We start from the raw sequence: 20679 nt of genomic DNA on the forward strand, positions 1-20679 counted from the left end.
GGTGGAGCGTGGGGCTCACGGCGGTGCGTGTCCGGCTTGTGCGGGCGGTGCGGTGCGGGGTGGTGCTTCGTGCGGGGTGGTGCGGGGGCTGTGCGCGGGTGGGGTGGATAGTTTTCGCCGACCCGTACCGCGCGGCTACTCACCGAAGTGACAATTTCTGCGCTTTCAACAGCTGACGTCTCATCACATCGTGCTGGGGTGCAGGGCGGTCGGTGACGTGTCCGTATTCGGACTGTCCGGGTCCGCTCCGTCGCCGCGCCCTCCGGGACCGTTCGCCCCGTCGCCCTGACGCCCTCGCGCGACGAGCACGATTCCCGCCACGGCGAGTACCCCGCCCAGCACGCCCGCACCGAGCGGAAGCGTCTCGCCGACCAGTTCCAGCCGACTGCTGTCGTCGTCCGCGAGCTTCACCTGAGCCTTCTGCGTGGCCGGCGTGAACGCGATCCGGTCACTGTCGAGCAGCACCGTCGCGTCCTTCTTCGACCCCGGCGCGCGCAGCGTCTTGCGGGGACCGATCGCGGCGTAGATGATCCGGCCCGTGCGCTGGTCCGCGACGAGCTCGATGCCGTGGTTGGCGTAGTACTCGTCGGCGATGACCTGGCTCTTCCTCGGCTGCCCGACCATCCGCCCCGGCACCTGGCGCGTGCCCGTCCTGGTGGGCTCCACCGTCGCCGTGAACCGGTAGCCCTCGTACCCCTGGATCTTCTTCGTGCCGCGGTACGTGAGCGGCACGGTCGCGCCCAACGTGTTGTCCCACCAGGTGTAGGACCGCTTCTCCAGGTCGAAGGGGAACTTCAGGTACGCCTCGCCCTCGAAGTACGGCTCCTCGCCGCAGCAGTGCACCGGCGCGTTCGTCTTCCGGTCGGTGACCCAGCGCTCCAGCGTCCACTGGAGCGAGTCGTGCGGGTCGGCCGCGGGCAGGGATTTGTCCGGATCCACTGACGTGGACACGTCCCAGATCGCGCGCCCGCTGTCCTCGCTGTCGGCCACGTCGCCGCGCACCTGGCGGGTGACGGTGAGGTTCTTGTCGTGCACCGTCTTGATCTTCTCGGTGTCGAAATAGCTTCCCTTGCCTTTGAAGACGGTCGTGATGTCGACATCCACGGGCGTGCGTTTCGCGCGTGGCTCGACGTACCAGGCCAGCATCGGTGCCAGGACCAGAAGGAACGCGCCGAGCCCGAGAAGGATCAGCGACAGGGGAGAGGCGGTGCGGCGCATTGGGTCACTCCTGGGCGAAGGCGGGAGAAGTGTCAGAACCGGTGTCCTAACCGCGGTGACCACCCGGCCGGGTTCAGGACACAGGCTCTTGCCGAGCCGTATGGGGCGGGAACCGTAGGCGCACCCTTGACGAAGTGTCAATGCGTTGCAGAGACTGGGGACTTGCCGGGCGGGGCCGGTGCGGGCTGTGCGACCAGGACTTTGTGGCCGGGGCTGTGCCACCGGCCGAGGGACTGCGCGACCGGGGTGGGGACGACCTCCGACAGAGAGGCTGACCCTCGCATGCACCGACTGCTCGCCGCTTCACTCACCGTCGCCGCCGGGGCGCTCCTCGCCGTGGGCGCGGCCCTCGGCATCGTCGCGCTCCTCGACGCCACGCCGGACCAGCCCAACACGCCCCTCGTGCACTACGAGGCTCCGGCTCAGGGGCAGTGAGCGACCGTGGCCGCGACCCATGCCCAGGCATCCGACGACCTGACGGCTGACGGCGCCTTCCCGGACGACCGCTCTCCGGATGCCGCCCGCGCCCCGGACGGACGCGCTCCGTTCCGCTCCGCGTGGCGCGACGTACCGCCCCGGCAGGTACGGGAGTTCGCCGCGCTCGCCCTGGAAGAGGTGCCCGCGCTCGCCCAGGACATCCTGCGCGAGATCCGCGCCGAGTACCCCGGCCTGCCCGTCGTCCTCGACGACTCGGGCGAGCCGATGGCGTTGATCGGCATCCGTCGCGCCCTGGAGGGCTTCGTTCAGCAGCTGGCGTCGCAGGAGGGCCGCCCGCGCTACCACCTGGAGGTCTTCCAGGAGTTCGGCCGCGGCGAGGGTCTGCACGGCCGCAGCCTCGACTCGCTCCAGGCCATCTACCGGCTGGGCGTGCGTCTCGCCTGGCGCCGCCTCGCCGAGATCGGCCAGCAGATCGAGATCCCGCCGCCGGCCATGTACGAACTCGCCGAGTCCGGCTTCGAGTACCTGGACGGCCTCGTCGACCAGTCCGTGCGCGGCTACGCGGAAGCGGCGGCCCGCGAAGCCGGTGAACGGCTGCGGCTGCAACGCAAGTTGATGGAACTGCTGCTCTCCGACCGGCGCTCCGACAGCGCGCCCGTCACGTCGTACGGCCCGGGCACGGCCACCGGCGCCGCGGCCCTCGGCAACGGCCTCGGCGAGCGCGCCGCCCGCGTCGGCTGGCAGCTGCCCGACCGCGTCGCCGTCGGCGTCCTGCTGCGCCCCGCACGGGAGGCCGTCGCGCCCGCCGTCGGAGAGGGCGTCCTGCTCGACATGGAGGCCGAGCAGCCCCGCATGGTCGTGCCCGACCCCGACGCGGCGGGCCGCCCCGAACTGCTGCGCCGCGCCATGACCGGCTGGTCGGGCGCCATCGGCCCGCCCGTGGCCCTCGCCGACGCCGCGAAGTCGCTGCGCTGGGCGGAGGCGGCGGTGCGCCTCATGGAACGCGGACTGCTGCCCTCCGGCGAGGTCCTGCACTGCACGGAGCACACCGAGGCACTGGTGCTGCTCCAGCCCGAGGAGCTGATCGAGGACCTGGCCCGCCGCTGCCTGGCCCCTCTGGAGCACTGCGGCCCCGCCCACGGCCGCCGCCTCGCCGAGACCCTCCTCGCCTGGCTGGAGACCCGCGGCGGCGCCCCCGAAGTGGCGGCCCGGCTCGGCGTGCACCCGCAGACGGTCCGCTACCGCCTCCGGCAGATAAGGGAGCTCTGGGGCGACGAGGTGGACGACCCGGACCGGCGCTTCGAGCTGGAACTGGTGCTGCGGGCCCGTAGGTTGAGGGGACAATTGGGAAGGGCGTGAGCAGGCCGGTGCCCGGAAGGGGCCGGACTCCTCGATTCCGCACACAACTTTCACAGCGGCGGCTTCCGCTGTTACTGGCACGGCACTTAGCCTCCATGCCTCATGGACTACTGCCACCCGTGCCGCAGGCACCTCAACGGCGCCCTCGCCTGCCCGGGGTGCGGAACCCCGGCCGAAGCCTGCCGGGAGTACGCGCAGTCCGTCGCCGCGTCGCAGGAGGAGCCAGACGCCCACGGCGACGCGTACGAGGAGTCGTCCCCGCGCACCCGTGGCCGCGGCCGCCGCAAGGAGCGCACCCGCAGGGCGCACCGGCGCAGACGCCGCAAGATCCTGTTCGTGACCGCGGGCCTCGCACTCGCGGCGGGCGGCCTGAGCCTCGCCGAGCTGGGCACGGAGGGAGACTCCGGCGACCGAGCGGCCTCCGCGCCGGACCGCGGGGCGACGGGCCCGGCCCCGTCGGAGTCGAAGGGCGCGGACGGGAGCGCTCCCGGCGGCACGACGGCCGAGGAAGCGGCGGCCACGTCGTCCCGACCGAGCGCGGACGAGTCGAAGGACGCCGAGGGGCGGGACGGCAAGGACGGCAAGGACGGGAAGGGCAAGAAGAGGCGGGACGACGGCGACGGCGCCGGCAAGGGCGAGCAAGGCCGGGGGAGCGAGGTGGGCGAGGGCGACGACGGCCCCGGCGCGCCCACCTCCACCGAGCCCCCGCCGCGGGGCAACACCCCGGAGACACCCGACCCGACGCCCCCGCCTCCCGCGGACGACCCGAAGCCGACGCGCCCCCCGGAGCCCACGCCCACGGAGACGTGCGACCGCTTCCTGTGGTGGTGCACGTAACCGCCGTAAAAGACCGGATCCCGGCAGAAGACCGGATCGCGTCAGAGGGCCAGATTTCGGCAGAAGGGGCCGGATCTCGGCAGAGGGGCCGGATCTCGTCAGAAGGTCACATCTCGTCGCCCAGCATCCTGCGCAGCAGCCCCCGCAGGGCGAGCCGCTCCTCGCGTGACAGTTCCGCCAGCGGCTCGCGGGCGAAGTCCAGGGACTCCCGCAGGGCCCGGGCGATCTCCGCGCCCTCCGCCGTGGGCGCCGCCAGTTTGACGCGGCGGTCGCCCGGGTCGGGGCGCCGCTCGACGAGCCCGCGCGCCTCCAGGCGGTCGACGATGCCCGTGATGTTCGAGGGCTTGCACTTCAGCTTCTGCGCGATGCGGCGCATGGGCATAGGTTCGAGGGAGAGCAGCCCGAGGACGCGGGCCTGTGCCCCGGTCAGTGCGTGCCCGGCGGCCGCCTCCTCGTACTCCTCGTAGTAGCGCGCCACGACCGTGCCGATGAGCTCGACGACTTCGAGCGTCAGTGGGTCGGCGCGGCGGGAGCCGTCGCGAGGGGCGCGGTCGCCGCTGGTGGTGGCCATGCCCATCAGGTTACTCGGTTACTTGACATCATGAAATATTCAGGAGCATGGTTGTTTTACAACCTCAAGTATTTTGCTGATCGCTCACCCGCAGTAGGAGGACGCCCCTCATGACCGTCACCCCCGAGCAGCAGCTCCCCTCCGTCAGCCGCGAATGGCACCTCGTGCGGCGCCCGTCCGGCTGGCCGGTCCCGGAGGACTTCGCGCTGCGCGAGGCCCCTGTGGAGGCGCCCGCCGAGGGCCGCGTCCTCGTGCGCAACCTGCACTTCTCCGTGGACCCGTACATGCGGGGCCGGATGAACGACGTGAAGTCGTACGTGCCGCCGTTCCAGCTCGACCGCCCCATGGAGGGTGGCGCGGTCGGCGAGGTCGTCGCCTCCAACGCCGAGGGCTTCGCCGTGGGCGACCACGTCCTGCACTTCGCCGGATGGCGTGAGTACGCCTCCGTGCCCGCCCAGCACGCCACGAAGGTCGACCCGGAGGCCGCGCCCCTCTCCGCCTACCTCGGCGTCCTCGGCATGACGGGCCTGACCGCGTACGCGGGACTGCTCGAAGTGGCCTCCTTCAAGGAGGGCGACGCCGTCTTCGTCTCCGGCGCGGCCGGTGCGGTCGGCGGCCAGGTCGGCCAGATCGCCAAGCTGAAGGGCGCGTCGCGCGTCGTCGGCTCGGCGGGCTCGGACGACAAGGTGAAGCTCCTGGTCGAGGAGTACGGCTTCGACGCGGCCTTCAACTACAAGGACGACAAGTCCGTCGCCGAGCAGCTCAAGGAGGTGGCCCCCGACGGCATCGACGTCTACTTCGACAACGTCGGCGGTGAGCACCTCGAGGCCGCCATCAGCCGCCTCAACGTGCACGGCCGCGTCACCATCTGCGGCATGATCGCGGGCTACAACGACACCGAGCCGACCCCCGCCCCGCGCAACCTCGCCATGGTCATCGGCAAGCGCCTGCGCCTGCAGGGCATGCTCGTGCAGGACCACACGGCGCTCCAGCCCGAGTTCGTGCGCGAGGTCGGCGGCTGGATCCGCTCCGGCGAGCTCAAGTACCGCGAGACGGTCGTCGAGGGCGTGGAGAACGGCGTGGACGCGTTCCTCGGCATGCTCCGCGGCGAGAACACCGGAAAGATGATCGTCTCCCTCGCCTGAAGGGCCCCACGGCTCACTTCCGGTATCCGATAACCTAATTCCGCAAACCGTGGTTGTGGGCGCGCACCACGTCACATCTCAGGAGGAAAGAGCAGTTATGTCCATCCAGAAGATCGACGTCAAGTACACCGCCGTGGCCACCGCGGAGAACGGCCGCGACGGCCGTGTCGCCAGCGACGACGGCAAGCTCGACGTCGTCGTGAACCCGCCGAAGGAGATGGGCGGCAGCGGCGCCGGCACCAACCCGGAGCAGCTCTTCGCCGCCGGCTACAGCGCCTGCTTCCAGGGTGCCCTCGGCGTCGTCGCCCGCAAGGAGAACGCCGACATCTCCGGCTCGACCGTGACCGCCAAGGTCGGCATCGGCCAGAACGAGGCCGGTGGCTTCGGCCTTGAGGTCGCGATCACCGCCTCCATCCCGAACGTGGACGCGGCCACCGCGCAGTCGCTGGTCGAGAAGGCGCACCAGGTGTGCCCGTACTCGAACGCCACGCGCGGCAACATCAAGGTCGAGGTCTCGGCCGCCTGATCCGCGGACGCGTACGGACATGAGGGCCGCCCCCGACCCGGGGCGGCCCTCAGCCGTGCCTCGCCCCGGCGGCCTCAGCCGTGCCCGCCCCCCCCGGCTCAGCCCGCCGCGAGCGCCGCCTCGTGCACCGCGCGGACCAGCCGCTCGTTCTCCGCGGCCGGACCGCCGGGGTAGGCGAACCGACGCCGCGTGTAGCCGTAGGCGACCCCGCTGCGCGGATCGGCGAACGCCTGCGAGCCGCCCGCGCCGCTGTGCCCGATCGTGCCCGCGCCCAGGAACGGGTACACGGCCACCGACGTCGCCTGGAAACCGACCGCGAACGCCTTGAAGGCACCCGCGACCAGATCGTGCCCGACGGACTGCACCTGCCCGAACGCGGCGACCGTGTCCGCCGTGAGCAGCGGCTCCCGGCCGTCGGCACCGGTGACCGCCGCCGCGTACATCCCGGCGAGGCCCCGCGCCGACGCCACCCCGCCGAACGACGCGTTCCCCCCGGCGCGCAGGAGCCGGGAGTTGGGCGCAGACTCCAGGTCGGTGGGCTCGGGGGCGTGACGGTTGAAGGCGATGGAGCCGAGGGTGTGCGGCCGGGACGGCTGCGCGTCGAGCAGGGCCGCCTGCTCGGGCGTGGGCGCCATCGGCTGCACGGAACGGAACCGCTTCTCGTGCTCCTCGGGCAGCCCGAGGAAGAAGTCGAGGCCGAACGGGGCGCGCACCCGCTCCTCGTACACCTCCCGCAAGGTCCGCCCGGTGGCGCGGAACACCACTTCCCCGGCGAGGGCACCGACGGCGTAGGCGTGGTAGCCGAAGGCGCTCCCCGGGCGCCAGAAGGGGCGCTGCGCGGCGAGGCGCGCGGCGACGGCCCGGTCGTCGGCGAGCTCCTCGGGGGAGAAGCCGGCGTCGGCGCCCGCGACGCCCGCCCGGTGCGCGAGCAGCTCCCGCAGGGTCACCGCGCCCTTGCCCCCGGCGGCGAACTCCGGCCAGTACGCGGCGACCGCGCGGTCCAGGTCCAGGACCCCGTCCTGCACGAGCAGGGCCACGACGAGGTGGGCGGCGCCCTTGGTGGAGGAGTAGACGCCGTAGAGGCTCTCGGCGGTGACGTCCGGGCCCACCCACAGGTCGACGACCCGGCGTCCCCGCACGTGGGCGGCGAGCTGCCCCTCGTACTCGGGCAACTCGTCGGCGAGTACGGCGGTGAACTCCTCGCGCACCGACTCGTACCCGTCGGCGACCGTTCCCTGCACTCGGATCTCACGGGTCATGGTGGCGGAACCTCCAGGGCGCGGCGGCGGTACGACGTCGGTGTGACGGTGACATGATCAACCCCCGCGCCCCGGAAGCGCATTCCCATGACCGCCGAAGGCGCGTCGCCCTTACCGGCCGACGCTCAGCAGCGCCCGCCCGACCTGCGGGAACACCCCCTTCGGATGGTCGCGGAAGAGCGGCTCGGTGCCGAAGAGCACCACGTCCGCGCCGCCCGCCGACCCGCTGACGACCGAAGCCCGGCCCGCCGCGTCCGCGGGACCGCCCGAGCCGTCCTCCCTGGCCCGCCAGTGCCCGGAGACGAGAGGGCTGCCGGTGCCGTACCTCTGCTCGACGCGCACGCCGGGGCCGAGGTCGGTGAACCAGGACGGCGCGTAGACGAAGCTGTGGTCCGGCGCCCCGCCCGTGACCGCGCCGCCCGCGTTCACCACGCGGACCACGCCGTTCGCGTCCCCGTTGCCGCCGACGGCCTTCACGGCGAGCAGCCCGGCGTCGGCGTTGAGCGCGGCGCCCGCCCCGCCCCGCCCGACGAGGCCGCCGCCCCGGGCGAGGAACCGGTCGAGCCCGGCCCTGGCCGCCGCGTTCAGCTTGCTCCGGTCGAGCCCGGCCGAGACGAAGAGCGCGTCCGCCGTCTTCCAGTCGAAGCCGGAGTTGAGCACGGCGGTCGACACGGGCACCACGTCGAAGTTCATCTCCCGCAGCGCGAACAGCTCGCCCGGCGTGACGGCCGCGGCGACCCGCGTCCGGTGCAGGGCCGTGCCGCCCCTCGCCTTCGTGGCGTCGAACGTGACGTCGTACTTCTTCGCGGCGGCGGTCGCGGCACGGCGCGCGGACGACGGCACGACGACGCTCCCGTCACGGTCACGCCGTACGGTGACGCCCTTCTCCAGAAGGGAGTTCAGAGCGGCGATCTCCCGCGGGTCGTCGAGGCGCAGCCGCGGGTTCCCGTGCGGCGCCACGTACCCGACGCGGGACGCGGCGCGCACCGCGCGGCCGTGCACGCCGCCCAGGTCCCCGCGCTCCACGGAGTCGACACTCGCGCCCCAGAGCCGTCCGAGGCTCCACCCCGAGATGTCGTACATCGTCGACACCTTGTCGCTGATGTCCCGCCCGTCGGCCAGCATCACATTGGCCAGGCCCCGCTTCGGCTGGTGCATGTCGACGACGTACGAGCCCTTCGGGTACGTCCGCCCGCCGAGCCGGAAGCCGTGGCCCGCCCGCTCCACCCGCACGTCGTTGGCGACCAGATGGTCCACGAGCCGCGCCGCGGCCGCCGCCGACCGCTGGCGGCCACCGCCCGCGGGAATCACGTACGCGCGCGGGAACTCGGTCGTGTACACGTCCTCGGGGCCGATCCCCGGCACCCCCGGGACGGTCTCCTCCGACACCGGCACCTGCCCGGCGCCGGTCGCGCCCCGCCGGAAGACCTCGATCTGGTCGGCGATCACCGAGGCGCGGTGGCGGTCGGTGTAGTCGAGGGTGGCGCGCATCGCGGCGCCCGCGATGTCCACGTTGACGGCGGCCCTGCGGCGCAGCTCGGCGGCCGGCTGCGACTCGTACTCCTCGTTGTTCACCTGCATCGGGAACTCGATGGTGTGCGTCGCGACGGCGCCGTGGAACGGCATGTACTGCGGTGTGAAGATCGGCGGCCAGTCGTCCCAGCCCTCCTGCTGGTCGCGGAAGGGGATGACGGGCGGCTTCACGCCGTCCTTCTCCTCCGTGTAACCGAGGCCCTTGATGGCGGCCTCCATGCCGAGGGCGTTGGCGTAGGAATTCTTGAGGAAGAGGTCGTACTCGTAGTTCTCGCCGTGCGGGGGAGTGGTCGGCTCGATCAGCGTGCCGTTGACGTATCCGTGCAGGTCGATCATGACCGCGGGCTGTTTGGCGATGGCGATGCGCCGGACCGCGCGGGCCTCGGGCTGCGAGGCGGTGATGAAGTCGCGGTTCAGGTCGAAGCCGTTGGCGTTGGCGCGGGTGCCCGCGATACGGCCGTCGGGGTTGGTGGTGATGTTGAAGTAGAGCCGGTTGCGCGCGAGCAGGTCCCGGCTCTCCCCGTCCTTGGCCTTCGCGAGCTTCTCGATGAGCTTCAGGGCCGCGTCCGTGCCCTCCCACTCGTTGCCGTGGATGTTGTTGTTGACGAAGACCGGCGTCTTGTACGAGGACTTGATCGTCCGGTCCTTCGCGGCCCCGGCGGGATCGTTCTCGATCCGCTCCCGCATCCGCGTCTGCCGGGCCGTCTCGCGCGCGGACTCGGGTGCGGTGACGGTCACGAGGTAGAGCTGGTGACCGCCCGCGGAACGGCCCGCGATCTCCACGCTCACGCGGTCGCCGACGCGCTGCAGGGCGTTCAGCTTCGGGGCGATGCCGTGGTACGGAGTCAGCCCCAGCTTTATCGACTTGTCGCCCGGATTCGCCGGGGGGACGTCGAGCCTCCGCTCACGGGGATACCCGCGGCCTTTGTCGTCGCTGTCGCCTCCGTCGCCGCTGTCACCTCCGAGGCCCTCCGTGGCGGACGGCGCGTCCCCGAGGGCGCGTTCGGCGGCGGCCTCCGGGGACGTGGCGGCCCGGTCGGCACCGAGCGGCGAACCCTCGCGGGTGACCGGACGCGGCGTCGGATCGGCGGTCGCGCTGCCCGGCGCGAGCGCGGTGAGGACCAGCGCGCCGACCGCGGCGGTCACGGTGAGCGGAACGGGTCTGAATGGCCGGGATATACCCATACGTACCTCCGGGAGATCGATACGCGAGGTCTACCGGTTCAACTCGCCCTCAACAAGAGGGCGTTGTTTCCCACCCGTGACAGTCCCGGCACGCGACTCCGCACAAACCGCCGGTGACCTGCGGCTAAGGTGTGCCGCATGCGCGATCTGGGTGTGGGCTTCGGCTACTTGATGAAGGGGCAGCGCTGGGTCGCCCAGCACGGCAAGCAGTACGGATGGGGGCTGCTGCCCGGCCTCATCACGCTCGTCCTCTACGCGGCGGCGCTCGTCTCGCTCGCCCTGTGGGGCGGCGACCTCGTCGGCTGGGCCACGCCGTTCGCCGACGACTGGTCCTCGCCCTGGCAGGGCGTCTTCCGCGGCTTCCTGACGGCTCTCCTCTTCGCCCTCGCGCTGCTGCTGTCCGTCCTCACCTTCACCGCGGTGACGCTGCTCATCGGCGAGCCGTTCTACGAGTCGCTGTCCGAGCAGGTCGACATCTCCGAGGGCGGCCACGCCCCCGAGTCGGGGCTGCCGCTCTGGCGCGATCTGTGGATCTCCGCGCGGGACAGCCTGCGCATCGTGGTGCGGGCGCTGGTCTGGGGCGTGCTGCTCTTCGCCCTGGGCTTCGTTCCCGTCGTCGGCCAGACGGTCGTCCCGGTGATCGGTTTCTGCGTCACCGGCTTCTTCCTGGTCGAGGAGCTCACGGCGGTCGCCCTGCAACGCCGGGGTGTGCAACTGCGGGAGCGCCTCGCCCTGTTGCGCTCCCGCAAGACGCTCGCCTGGGGCTTCGGCACCCCGCTCGCCGTCGCCTTCCTGGTGCCGTTCGTCGCGGTGTTCCTGATGCCGGGCGCGGTCGCGGGGGCGACGCTGATGGCGCGCGACCTGATGGGCGAGAACACCGGGAACGCCGGGAGCACGGGTAACGCCGGGAGCACCGGGAATGACGACGGCGCACGGGCCGCCGTGGCCGACGCCTAGGCCACGACCTGGGACACGACCCGGGACACGACTCAGGAGGCCTCTGAGGGCGACGACGCCGCGGCCCGGAGGATCCCCCGCACCTGGGCGATGATGTCGAGCCGGTTCCGTACGAACTCGGGATCGGTGACGTCACCCGTCGCCGGGTCGGTGTTGCCCGCGCCGAACTGCAGCACCGGCGTGTGGACATGGCCGCCGGGCAGCCGGTCGTGCAGGCCGAGCCGGTCGCGCAGCAGCGTCGCGCGGTAGGCGATCTCGTTGGAGAGGTAGTCCCCGCCGCCGCCCGCGCGGGCCGTCGACCCCTCGGTGGGTCCGTCGGGCCGGACCACAGGATCGCTGCCGCCCGCGGGTATCTCGGTCACCGACGTGTTGTCGTACACCGGGAAGCGCCCGGTCTTCGCGGCGACGATCTCCTTGTACGGGAGGGTCGTCGACGTCCACTGGGGCTGCGTGGCGGGATCGCTCACCGGCACGGTCCCGGTCCGTGACAGGTTCTCGTTGTCGGCGAAGCCGCCGCGCCAGGCGCCGTTGGTCCGCTCGACGTCGAACCGGCCGACGCGGCCCTGGCTGATGGTGGTGAAGAGGTCGACGCGGGGCAGGTACGGGCGCAGCGCCCGCTCCACGGCGCCGTCGGCGAAGTCGTCCCACCGGACGGGGAAGACCACCGCTTCGACGCGCGCGGGCCCGTCGGCGGTCCGGATCGTGGTCCCGTCGAGGGCGAGGGCGGCGGCGCCGGACGGATTGCTGATGCGGACGTCGCGGTCGAGGGTGAAGGGATCGAAGCCGGTCACGAGGATGCGCTTGATGTCCCCGTGTCCCCGCTTGCGGGGGTGGTGGTCGACGGAGTCCTGCCCGCGGGACGACCGCTCCAAAGCGCCCATGAGTCGTTCCCGCCGGTCCGGAGTGAGGGTGAAACGATCCGGCTCCCACTGCCGCAGCTCGCGCGTCATCCCGAGCCGGGCCCAGTACAGCGGCCGGTCGTCGTCCTTGCTGATGCCGGTCCGCTCCTTGCCCTGCGCCCGGTCGACGGCCCGCTGCCACAGAGACCGGCCTTCGCGTACGACGAGGCGCCGCGCGTGGTCGTAGGAGCGGGCGTTCTTCAGGGCTTCGGTGAACTCCGGCGCCACGGAGTCGAATCCGCTCTTCCGCAGGATCTCCCGCGGGGCGGCGCGGTCGAGCCGGGCCTCTTCGGCGGTGGGGGCGGCGGCGCCTCCGGCGGGGGCGGCGGAGGCGGAGGCCGGGACACCGAGCCCGGTGAGCAGGGCGGCGACGCCGAGGGCGCCAAGTCGTGTGAGCACGCGAGTCCTTCCGTGACGGGTGAGGTGGCGGAAGTATCGCGGGGCGGGCGGGGTGAGCGCTACGGCGTCCTGTGCAGGCCGCGGGTGCGGGCCGCGGCCGCGAGCAGCGCGCAGCCGACGGCTCCGACGACGAGATCCACCCAGACCGGCGCGCCGGCCTCCCGCAGCAGGGCGGAGACGCCGAACGAGGAGTCCCACCGCGCTTCCGTGATCGCGGAGCCGAATCCCTGCACGAGCAGGACTGTCCCGAAGAGGGCGAGGAGCCCGGCGGGGGACTTCTTGGTCCGAGTCTGAGCAGCCACGTCTGTGTTTCCGTCCCGTTCTTTTTCCGATGCGGTCGCATCAGATCATGCACGGGGCTTCGATATGATGCAACCGCATCGAAAAGAAAGGATGCTCCTCGCATGCCCAAGCAGGTCGACTACGAGGACCGCCGGAGCCGTATCGCCGAGGCGGTCTGCCACCTGATCGCCCGCTCCGGGATGGAGTCCGTCAGCCTGCGGGACGTGGCCGCCGAGGCCGGGGTGTCGATGGGGGCGGTGCAGCGCTGCTTCCGTACGAAGGACGAGATGCTGCTGTTCGCCCTGGAGGGCATCTCGGACCGGATCGGGGAGCGTGCGAGGTCCCGTATCGAGGCGTCGGGCACGCCGGAGTCGGCCGTGACACTGCTGGACCGGACCCTGTCCGCGCTGGCGCTGCTGGAGCCGGAGGACAGGACGGAGGCGCAGGTCTGGGGGGCGTTCGTCGCTCACGCGGCGGTGAGCGGGGAACTGGCGGCGGTGCTGCGCGACACGTACGCGAAGCTCCACGAACTCCTGGTCTGGCTGCTCGACTACGGCCGCACGACGGGCGAGCTGCGCCCCGGGGCGGACGCGCAGGCGGAGGCGGGGGCCCTGCTGGCGCTGACGGAGGGCCTGACCTCCCAGGTCCTGGTGGGGCACTGCCCGGCGGAGGGGGCGCGGGGGGTGCTGAGGCGGTATGCGGAGGGCTTGAGAGCGTAAACAGGTTGCCGGAAACGCCCCGACTCCGCGACGCTCCCGCTCATGAGCGCGATCCTGATCGCGGGCCTGCTGGCCGGCTACGGCATCGCCATGCCCGTGGGCGGCGTAGGAACCTACCTCGTGGCCCTCACCGCCCGCACGACCTGGAAGACCGGCGCCTGCGCCGCGCTGGGCGTGGCGACCGCCGACGGGCTCTACGCCCTGGTCGCCGCGGTGGGCGGCGCCTCGCTCACGGACGCGATCGAGCCGGCCATGACCGCCCTGCGCCGGGCCTCGGTCCTCGTACTCGTCGCGCTGGCGGTACGCGGCACGCTGGTGGCGCTCCGCGAGTACAGCAACCGCGACACCGCCACCGTCAGCACCCGCACGCCGCTCGGCCCCACCCGCGCCTACGCCGCCCTCCTCGGCCTCACCCTCCTGAACCCCGCCACCGTCGTCTACTTCGCCGCGCTCGTCCTCGGCAGCCCGGCCACGGAATCGCTGACGCGCCCGGAGCAGGCGGTGTTCGCGCTGGCCGCGTTCGCGGCGTCCGCGAGCTGGCAGCTGCTCCTCGCGGGTGGCGGCGCGCTGCTGGGCCGGGCCCTGACGAGCCGCAGGGGCCGCCTGATCACCGCGCTGGCGTCGAGCGCGCTGATCACAGGACTCGCGGTCCACCTGCTGGCGAGCACCTGACCTGCGGGCGACAAAAGGGTCGGCGAGAGCCGGAGGCCGGTGTGTCAGCCGACGGCGCCCGTGAGCCGTCCGATCACGCACCGCGCGGTGTCGGCCATCACCGGGTTCGTCTCCCGGTAGTACGAGAGTTCGTTGAGCGCGATCGTGAGGGCCCAGCCCCGCCCGCGCTCCCACGTGGGGTCGTCCACGGCCGGGCCGAGAGCGGTACGGAAGGCCGGGCGGGCCTCGGCGTCCATCAGGTACCACGCGGCGATCAGGTCGACGGCGGGGTCGGCCGTCCCCATGCACTCGAAGTCGATGACGGCGGAGAGGCGCCCCTCGCCGACCAGTACGTTCCCCGGCTGGAGGTCTCCGTGCACCCAGACGCCGGGACCCTGCCACGGAGTGGCGCGCAGCGCGGCGTCCCACACCTCGGTGACGGCGTCCGCGTCGACGACCCCGCGCAGCCTGGCGATGACCTCGCGCGTCGCGGCGTCGCGCGACGCCAGGGGATCGCTGCGGTAGGCCGCGGGCGCGCCGGTCGCGTCGACCTCACGGAGTGCGGTGATGAACGCCGCCATGTCCTTGGCGAACGACTCCGGTTCGGCGAGCGGCCGCCCCGCTACCGGCGTCTCGCCGTCGAGCCACCGGAAGACGGACCACGGGTACGGATAGCCCTCGCCCGGCTCGCCCGTGCCGAGCGGTTCCGGTACGGGGACGGGGAGCGCCGCCGCCAGCGCGCGCAGCCACCGGTGCTCCCGCTCGATGTCCTCGGCGGAGCCGGAAAGCCGCGGCAGCCGCACCACCATGTCCGCGCCGAGCCGGAACAGGGCGTTGGACGTCCCGGCGGAGTCCACGGGTTCCACGGAGAGCCCGGCCCACGCCGGGAACTGCTCCTCGACCAGCCGCCGCACCAGCGCCTCGTCGATGTCGGCTTCGCCTGCGTGCATCTTCCCCGTACTCACGACTCTCCCTCGTCAACGGCCCGGTCCCGCCCGAGCGTATCCGCGCCCTTGAGGTCGGAGTCGTGAACCCGAACGTCGAACCCGCCCCCGCGGCACCGGGATTGTCGTTCGGGCCCTGGGCCGCCCGCGGCGTCCCCGCCCTCCTCGCAGCCCACCGCGACCCGGTCCTGCGCCGCCGGCGCACGCCGCGGCTCCACGCGCCCTCGACGCCGTCTCCCGCTGGGCGTTCGCGTCCCGGACCCTGAGCGCCTGGACGCCGCCTAGGGCCTGTCCCGCGACGCCGGCCCCCGCGCCGCCCCCCGAAGCGCCGCCAGGAACGGCAGCACCGCGGGCGCGGGCTCCCGGCCCCGTGTCGTCGCCGCGTACACCGTGCGCGGAGGTACGTCCTCGTCCCGTACCGGCACCAGCGCGATGTCCCGCCGGACGCCCTCCGCCGCCAGCGCGGGGACGAGGGCCACGCCGAGGCCCGCGGCCACGTACCCCTGTTTCGCCGTCCACTCCGCGACGACGTGGGCGACGCGCGGCCGGAAGCCGTGCCGCAGTGCCGGTTCGAGCAGGGAGCCCTCGACGCGAGGGCTGCCGGAGACCCAGTCCTCCCCGGCGAGGCTGCGGAGCGGCACCTCGGGTTCGGCCGCCAGCGCGTGTCCCGCGGGCAGCGCGACGTACAGCCTCTCGTCGAGGAGGTGGTGCAGCTCGTACGCCTCGCCGGGGCCGGCCGGCGTGCCGCCCGTCGTCGACACCACCGCCACGTCGAGCTCGCCCTCCGCGAGACGGGCCAGGAGCGCGGGCGTCAGGCCCTCCTCGCGGCTGAGCGTCACCCCGGGGTGCCGGGCGCGGAACCCGGCGATCGCCCTCGGCACGAGCCCCGCGTCCGCCGTCGCGAACGCCCCGACCCGCAGCAGTCCGCCCGCCGCGTCCCGCAGCGCGGTCAACTCCCTTGTCATGACGTGCAGTCGGGCCATGAGTTCCTCGGCGTGCGGCAGCAACGCCCGGCCCTGCGCCGTCGGCCGTACCCCGCGCGGCAGCCGGTCGAAGAGCGGCGCCCCGCCGAGCGCCGCCTCCAGCGCGGCGATCTGCCGCGACACGGCGGACTGCGTCCAGCCGAGCTCCCGTGCCGCCACCGTGAACGACCCGTGCCGGGCCACGTCCAGGAAGGTCCGGAGCCAGACGGTCGAGAGGTCGGGCGGTGCGGACCCCGTGCCGGGGGAGGGCGGTACGGCATGCGGGTTCGGCATGGCTCGCATGCTAGACATTCGCTTGTCGCATCCCGCGGGCGGGCCTAGCGTCGGGCCCATGGAAAAGATCGCATTCCTCGGCCTGGGGCACATGGGCGAGCCGATGGCACGTCAACTGTTGTCCGGCGAACACCCGTTGGTCGTGTGGAATCGGACGTCGGCGAAGGCCGAGGCCCTCGCCGCGGAAGCGGACGGCGTCACCGTCGCGGCGAGCCCCGCCGAGGCCGTCCGCGACGCCGACATCGTCATCACGATGCTCGCCGGTCCCGACGCCGTGCGCGAGGTCGCCGACGCCATCGTTCCGGTGCTGCGCCCCGGGGCGCACTGGGTGGAGATGTCGACCGTCGGGCCGGAGGTCGTGGCGGAGCTGGCGGGGCGCGTGCCGGACGGTGTCACCCTCGTCGACGCCCCCGTCATGGGCAGCACGGACAAGGCCGCCGCGGGGCGTCTCGGCATTCTGGCGGGCGGCGACGCGGCGGGCGTGGAGCACGTACTCGCCCGCTTCGGGCCCGTCACCCGTACCGGCCCCCTCGGCTCGGGCGCCGCGCTCAAGCTCGTCGTCAACACCGCCGTCATCGGAGGTGTCGCCCTGGTCGCCGAGGCGATGAAGCTCGCCGACGCGCTCGGCCTGGACGAGAGCACCGCCAGGGACGCCCTCGCCGCGGGCCCGCTCGGCGGCGCCGTCGCCCGCGCCTTCGCGGCCGACGTGCACTTCGGCAGCGAGCTCGCCGTCAAGGACGTCGCCCTCGCCACCCGAGCCGCCGAACTGCCCGCCATGGAAGCCGTGTTGCGGCACTTCCAGGCGGCCGCCGCCGACCCCGACGTCGTCCACGAGGACATCGCCCGCGCCGTCACCCACATCCGCACCCGCCGCGACAGCTGAGGAGAACAGAACAGCCATGCAGATATCCATCGACAACCCCGCCGACGCCCCGCAGCCCTTCGGGCCCTACTCGCAGGTCGCCCGGGTCGAACACGCGGACGGGGGCGTCCTGTTGTACGTCTCCGGGCAGTGTGCCGAGGGGGACGACATGGCCACCCAGTCCCGCGGGGTCTTCGAGGCCCTGAAGCTGCTGCTCGCGGCGCACGGCGCGGGACTCGACGACATCATCAACATCCGGACGTACCTCACCGACATGGACGGCTTCGCCGACTACGCCACCGTACGGAAGGAGTTCCTCACCGCGACCCCGCCCACCAGCACCACCGTCGCCGTCTCACGGCTCGTCCCGCCGCGGGCGCTGATCGAGGTCGAGGTCGTCGCCGCCCTCACCGGTGCCCAGTAGCCGGAGGAAGTCCCTGAACGCCCCCGGCATGTCCACCGCGTCGGGGGCGAGCAGCCACTGGTACTGCAAGCCGTCCATCACCGCCACCATCAAGGGCGCCGCCGCCTCCGGGCTGAGGCCGCCCGGCAGCCGGTCGCCGTACTCGGCGCGCAGCACCGCCGCGAAGTTCTCGCGCACCGCCCCGTACCGGGCGGTGAAGAAGGCGCGGGCGGGATGCCCGTCCGTGACGCTCTCCCCGAGCAGCGCGGAGAACGTCTGCACGATGCCGGGGCGCATCGCGTTGTACTCGACCAGCGAGCCGAGCAGGTCGAGGCGCCACTCGCCGCGCGGCACCGCGTCCCACTGGTCGCGCGCCTCGAGGACGGCGACCAGCAGCGCCTCCTTGGTGGGGAAGTAGTGCAGCAGGCCCTGCTGGGTGAGCCCGACGCGCTCGGCGACCGCCCCGAGGCTCGCGCCCCGGTAGCCGCGCTCGGCGATCACCTCGAACGCCGCGCGCAGGATCTCCGCGCGCCGCTCCTCGCTCCTGGCCCTGGCCGCCATGGCCCGCACCCCTTCCGTGCTCCGTCCCCGCTCGGAGGACCGTACGACAGACGGCTGAGAACAGAGACCCCTGGGTAACGACAAGATAACGAAACCTACCTCTCTACAGGTGCCAGGGGCACGATGGAGGTACGAGACGGACGGAACGAGACAGCCGCACGGAACGAGGAGGCACCGCCATGGCGGAGACCCGGCCCAGCGAGCAGGGGCACGAGCACGGCCAGGACCGGACACGTGAGGCCGTCGTCGAGGCCGCGCTCCGCACGCTCGACCTCGACGCCAAGGCCCGCCTCCTCGGCGGCCGGAACATGTGGGCCCTGCACGCCCTGCCGGAGATCGGCCTCCGGTCCCTCGTGATGTCCGACGGCCCGATCGGCGTGCGCGGCACCCGCTGGACCGCCGACGACCCGTCCGTCGCGCTGCCGTCCCCGACCGCGCTCGCCGCCGCCTGGGACCAGGACCTGGCCCGCCGCGCCGGCGCCCTGCTCGCGCAGGAGGCCCGCCGCAAGGGCGTCCACGTCCTCCTCGCCCCCACCGTCAACCTCCACCGCTCCCCGCTCGGCGGCCGCCACTTCGAGGCGTAGAGCGAGGACCCGTACCTGACCGGCGTCATCGGCACCGGCTACGTGCGCGGCGTGCAGTCCGGCGGTGTCGGTACGACCGTCAAGCACTTCGTCGCCAACGACGCCGAGACCGACCGCTTCACCGTCGACAACAAGGTGGCCCCGCGTGCCCTGCGCGAGCTGTACCTGGCGCCCTTCGAAGCCATCGTCGCCCATGCCCATCCGTGGGGCATCATGACCGCGTACAACCAGGTCAACGGCGTGACCATGACCGAGCACCGGCACCTCGTCGAGGGCGTCCTGCGCGGCGAGTGGGGCTTCGACGGCTGCAACGTCTCCGACTGGATGGCCGCCCGCTCCACCACCGGCGGCATCGAGGGCGGTCTCGACGTCGCCATGCCGGGCCCGAAGACCGTCTACGGAGCGCCGCTCGCCGCCGCCGTCCGCGCGGGCGAGATCGCCGAGGAGACCGTCGACGCGGCCGTCCGCAACGTCCTGCGTCTCGCCGCCCGCGTCGGCGTCCTCGAAGGCGCCGAGCCGGTCGTCGCCCCGGACGCCCTCCCGGCCGAGATCGACGGCGAGGCCCTGGCCCGCGAGATCGCCCGCCGCTCCTTCGTCCTCGTGCGCAACGAGAACCGGGCCCTCCCGCTGAGCCCCGACGGCAGCGGTGCGAACGCCGGCACCGTCGCCCTCATCGGGGCCGCCGCCCGCGACGCCCGCATCCTCGGCGGCGGCTCCGCCACCGTCTTCCCCGCCCGCGTCGTCTCCCCGCTCGACGGCCTGACCGCCGCCCTGCCCGAGGGCGCGCTCACTTACGCCGTCGGCGCCGACCCCAGCGACGAACTCGCCGCCGCACAGCAGGGTTTCGCGCTCCGCGCGATCTGCCGCGACGCCACGGGCGCCGTCCTCGGCGAGGGCGGCCTCCCCTCCGGCCACGTCCAGTGGATCGGTGACGACCTGCCCGAAGGCATCACCCACGAGACCCTCGCGGGCGTCGACGTCGTCGGCACCTTCACCCCGCGCGAGAGCGGCGAGCACGTCTTCGGCACGAGCGGCCTCGGCGCCTTCACCCTCACCGTCGACGGCGAGACCCTGTACGACGGCGTCCAGGAGATGGGCTCGGCCTCCGACCCCTTCGAGGCGTTCTTCGGCTCACCCGTCGAGCGCGGCCGGGTGCGGCTCACCGCGGGCGAACCCGTCGAGATCTCCCTGCGCCACCCGCTGGACAAGGAGTTCGCGGCGCCGCTGCCGGGCGTCGTGTTCTCCCTCGTCCACCTCGGCCCGCGCCGCGACCCCGACGACCTGATCGCCGAGGCCGTCGAGGCCGCGCGCGCCGCCGACACCGCCGTCGTGGTCGTCGGCACCACCGAACGCGTCGAGTCCGAGGGCTTCGACCGCCGCGACCTGAAGCTGCCGGGCCGCCAGGACGACCTGGTCCGCGCCGTGGCCGCCGCCAACCCGAGGACCGTGGTCGTCGTCAACTCCGGTTCCCCGGTGGAGCTTCCGTGGCGTGACGACGTCGCGGCCGTCCTGCTCGGCTGGTTCCCCGGCCAGGAGGGCGGCGCCGCCCTCGCCGACGTCCTCATCGGCGCCGAGGAGCCCGGCGGCCGCCTCCCCACCACCTGGGGCGACCTGACCGCCGCCCCCGTCACCGGCGTCACCCCCGAAGGCAGTGAACTCGCCTACTCCGAGGGCGTGTTCATCGGCTACCGAGCCTGGGAGAAGGCGGGCGCCACCCCCTCCTACGCCTTCGGACACGGCCTCGGCTACACCGACTGGACGTACGCATCACTGACCGTCGAAGGCACGACGGCCACCGTCGGCGTCCGCAACACCGGGAACCGCGCGGGCCGCGAGGTCGTGCAGGTCTACCTGGCCCCCGCCACGGAGGACCCGGACCGCCCGGCCCGCTGGCTCGCCGGGTTCGCGGGCGCGGAGGCGGCGCCCGGGGAGACGGTCGAGGTGACCGTCGAACTCCCGCGCAGAGCCTTCGAGATCTGGGACGAGCGCGCCGACTCCTGGGTGTACCGCAGTGGTACGTACGAGGTGCGGGCGGGCCGTTCCGTGGCCGACCTCCGCCTGACCGAGACGCTCATCGCGTGAGACGCGCGC

At 73.0% G+C, this 20679-nt stretch carries 19 protein-coding genes and 1 pseudogene; 11 read left to right on the top strand and 9 right to left on the bottom strand.

The features are described from left to right. Positions 1-183 precede the first annotated feature (183 nt). The gene (gene pgfA / locus AC07DO_RS03255) at positions 184-1218 is read right to left on the bottom strand and encodes a cell envelope lipid trafficking protein PgfA (RefSeq protein ID WP_479056659.1); all 1035 of its coding nucleotides are present in this window, start codon (positions 1216-1218) and stop codon (positions 184-186) included. A gap of 282 nt (positions 1219-1500) precedes the next feature. Here pgfA and AC07DO_RS03260 point away from each other — a divergent pair, with 282 nt between their 5' ends. The 3 genes from AC07DO_RS03260 to AC07DO_RS03270 all read left to right on the top strand — a co-directional run bounded on the left by AC07DO_RS03260 (position 1501) and on the right by AC07DO_RS03270 (position 3852). Beyond that, complete coding sequence (locus tag AC07DO_RS03260; RefSeq protein ID WP_409236129.1) at positions 1501-1653, top strand: hypothetical protein; 153 nt, start codon at positions 1501-1503, stop codon at positions 1651-1653. A 39-nt stretch (positions 1654-1692) separates the two neighbouring features. Continuing rightward, on the top strand, positions 1693-3015 hold the full coding sequence (locus AC07DO_RS03265) for a PucR-like N-terminal domain-containing protein (RefSeq protein WP_479057510.1): 1323 nt from the start codon (positions 1693-1695) through the stop codon (positions 3013-3015). A gap of 102 nt (positions 3016-3117) precedes the next feature. Beyond that, on the top strand, positions 3118-3852 hold the full coding sequence (locus tag AC07DO_RS03270) for an SCO2400 family protein (RefSeq protein ID WP_479056661.1): 735 nt from the start codon (positions 3118-3120) through the stop codon (positions 3850-3852). Positions 3853-3958: 106 nt separating this feature from the next. Here AC07DO_RS03270 and AC07DO_RS03275 read toward each other — a convergent pair whose 3' ends face one another. Beyond that, positions 3959-4423 (bottom strand): MarR family winged helix-turn-helix transcriptional regulator, encoded by a 465-nt coding sequence (locus tag AC07DO_RS03275; RefSeq protein WP_479056663.1) that lies wholly within the window; start codon positions 4421-4423, stop codon positions 3959-3961. Between the two features lie 110 nt (positions 4424-4533). Here AC07DO_RS03275 and AC07DO_RS03280 point away from each other — a divergent pair, with 110 nt between their 5' ends. Together AC07DO_RS03280 and AC07DO_RS03285 are read left to right on the top strand one after the other, a co-directional pair. After that, complete coding sequence (locus AC07DO_RS03280) at positions 4534-5568, top strand: NADP-dependent oxidoreductase (RefSeq protein WP_479056665.1); 1035 nt, start codon at positions 4534-4536, stop codon at positions 5566-5568. A 97-nt stretch (positions 5569-5665) separates the two neighbouring features. Further along, positions 5666-6094, top strand: coding sequence for an organic hydroperoxide resistance protein (locus AC07DO_RS03285; protein WP_098242314.1), 429 nt, complete (start codon positions 5666-5668; stop codon positions 6092-6094). Positions 6095-6192: 98 nt separating this feature from the next. On the opposite strand, the gene AC07DO_RS03290 is transcribed toward AC07DO_RS03285, so the two are convergent. Both AC07DO_RS03290 and AC07DO_RS03295 read right to left on the bottom strand, forming a co-directional pair. Beyond that, positions 6193-7353, bottom strand: coding sequence for a serine hydrolase domain-containing protein (locus tag AC07DO_RS03290; protein ID WP_479056668.1), 1161 nt, complete (start codon positions 7351-7353; stop codon positions 6193-6195). Positions 7354-7464: 111 nt separating this feature from the next. Continuing rightward, positions 7465-10071 (bottom strand): M14 family zinc carboxypeptidase, encoded by a 2607-nt coding sequence (locus AC07DO_RS03295; RefSeq protein ID WP_479056670.1) that lies wholly within the window; start codon positions 10069-10071, stop codon positions 7465-7467. A gap of 138 nt (positions 10072-10209) precedes the next feature. On the opposite strand from AC07DO_RS03295, the gene AC07DO_RS03300 reads away from it, so the two are divergent. Continuing rightward, a complete protein-coding gene (locus AC07DO_RS03300) occupies positions 10210-11028 on the top strand; it encodes an EI24 domain-containing protein (RefSeq protein ID WP_479056672.1) in 819 nt (272 codons plus the stop codon). Between the two features lie 32 nt (positions 11029-11060). Here AC07DO_RS03300 and AC07DO_RS03305 read toward each other — a convergent pair whose 3' ends face one another. Together AC07DO_RS03305 and AC07DO_RS03310 are read right to left on the bottom strand one after the other, a co-directional pair. Continuing rightward, positions 11061-12326 carry a pyroglutamyl-peptidase I gene (locus AC07DO_RS03305; protein ID WP_479056674.1) on the bottom strand — a complete coding sequence of 422 codons (1266 nt, stop codon included), beginning with the start codon at positions 12324-12326 and terminating at the stop codon, positions 11061-11063. Between the two features lie 59 nt (positions 12327-12385). After that, a complete protein-coding gene (locus AC07DO_RS03310; RefSeq protein ID WP_479056676.1) occupies positions 12386-12628 on the bottom strand; it encodes a hypothetical protein in 243 nt (80 codons plus the stop codon). A gap of 102 nt (positions 12629-12730) precedes the next feature. Between AC07DO_RS03310 and AC07DO_RS03315 the strand changes: the two genes are divergently transcribed. Further along, positions 12731-13327, top strand: coding sequence for a TetR/AcrR family transcriptional regulator (locus AC07DO_RS03315; RefSeq protein WP_479056678.1), 597 nt, complete (start codon positions 12731-12733; stop codon positions 13325-13327). Positions 13328-13369: 42 nt separating this feature from the next. After that, a complete protein-coding gene (locus AC07DO_RS03320; RefSeq protein WP_479056679.1) occupies positions 13370-13999 on the top strand; it encodes a LysE family transporter in 630 nt (209 codons plus the stop codon). 44 nt (positions 14000-14043) lie between these two features. Here AC07DO_RS03320 and AC07DO_RS03325 read toward each other — a convergent pair whose 3' ends face one another. Both AC07DO_RS03325 and AC07DO_RS03330 read right to left on the bottom strand, forming a co-directional pair. Next, positions 14044-14928, bottom strand: a complete 885-nt coding sequence (locus AC07DO_RS03325; protein WP_479057511.1) for an aminoglycoside phosphotransferase family protein — start codon at positions 14926-14928, stop codon at positions 14044-14046. Between the two features lie 275 nt (positions 14929-15203). Further along, entirely contained in the window at positions 15204-16178 is a 975-nt protein-coding gene (locus AC07DO_RS03330; protein WP_479056681.1) for a LysR family transcriptional regulator, read from the bottom strand. A 58-nt stretch (positions 16179-16236) separates the two neighbouring features. Between AC07DO_RS03330 and AC07DO_RS03335 the strand changes: the two genes are divergently transcribed. Together AC07DO_RS03335 and AC07DO_RS03340 are read left to right on the top strand one after the other, a co-directional pair. Continuing rightward, positions 16237-17061 (top strand): NAD(P)-dependent oxidoreductase, encoded by an 825-nt coding sequence (locus AC07DO_RS03335; protein WP_479056682.1) that lies wholly within the window; start codon positions 16237-16239, stop codon positions 17059-17061. Positions 17062-17077: 16 nt separating this feature from the next. Beyond that, positions 17078-17464 (top strand): RidA family protein, encoded by a 387-nt coding sequence (locus tag AC07DO_RS03340; protein WP_479056684.1) that lies wholly within the window; start codon positions 17078-17080, stop codon positions 17462-17464. Here AC07DO_RS03340 and AC07DO_RS03345 read toward each other — a convergent pair. Continuing rightward, positions 17396-18004 carry a TetR/AcrR family transcriptional regulator gene (locus AC07DO_RS03345; protein ID WP_479056686.1) on the bottom strand — a complete coding sequence of 203 codons (609 nt, stop codon included), beginning with the start codon at positions 18002-18004 and terminating at the stop codon, positions 17396-17398. The genes AC07DO_RS03340 and AC07DO_RS03345 overlap by 69 nt on opposite strands. Before the next feature lie 179 nt (positions 18005-18183). Between AC07DO_RS03345 and AC07DO_RS03350 the strand changes: the two are divergent. Then, positions 18184-20670: pseudogene (locus AC07DO_RS03350) on the top strand (glycoside hydrolase family 3 protein). Positions 20671-20679: the final 9 nt, after the last annotated feature.

This window comes from Streptomyces sp. NPDC045678 (assembly GCF_056432085.1).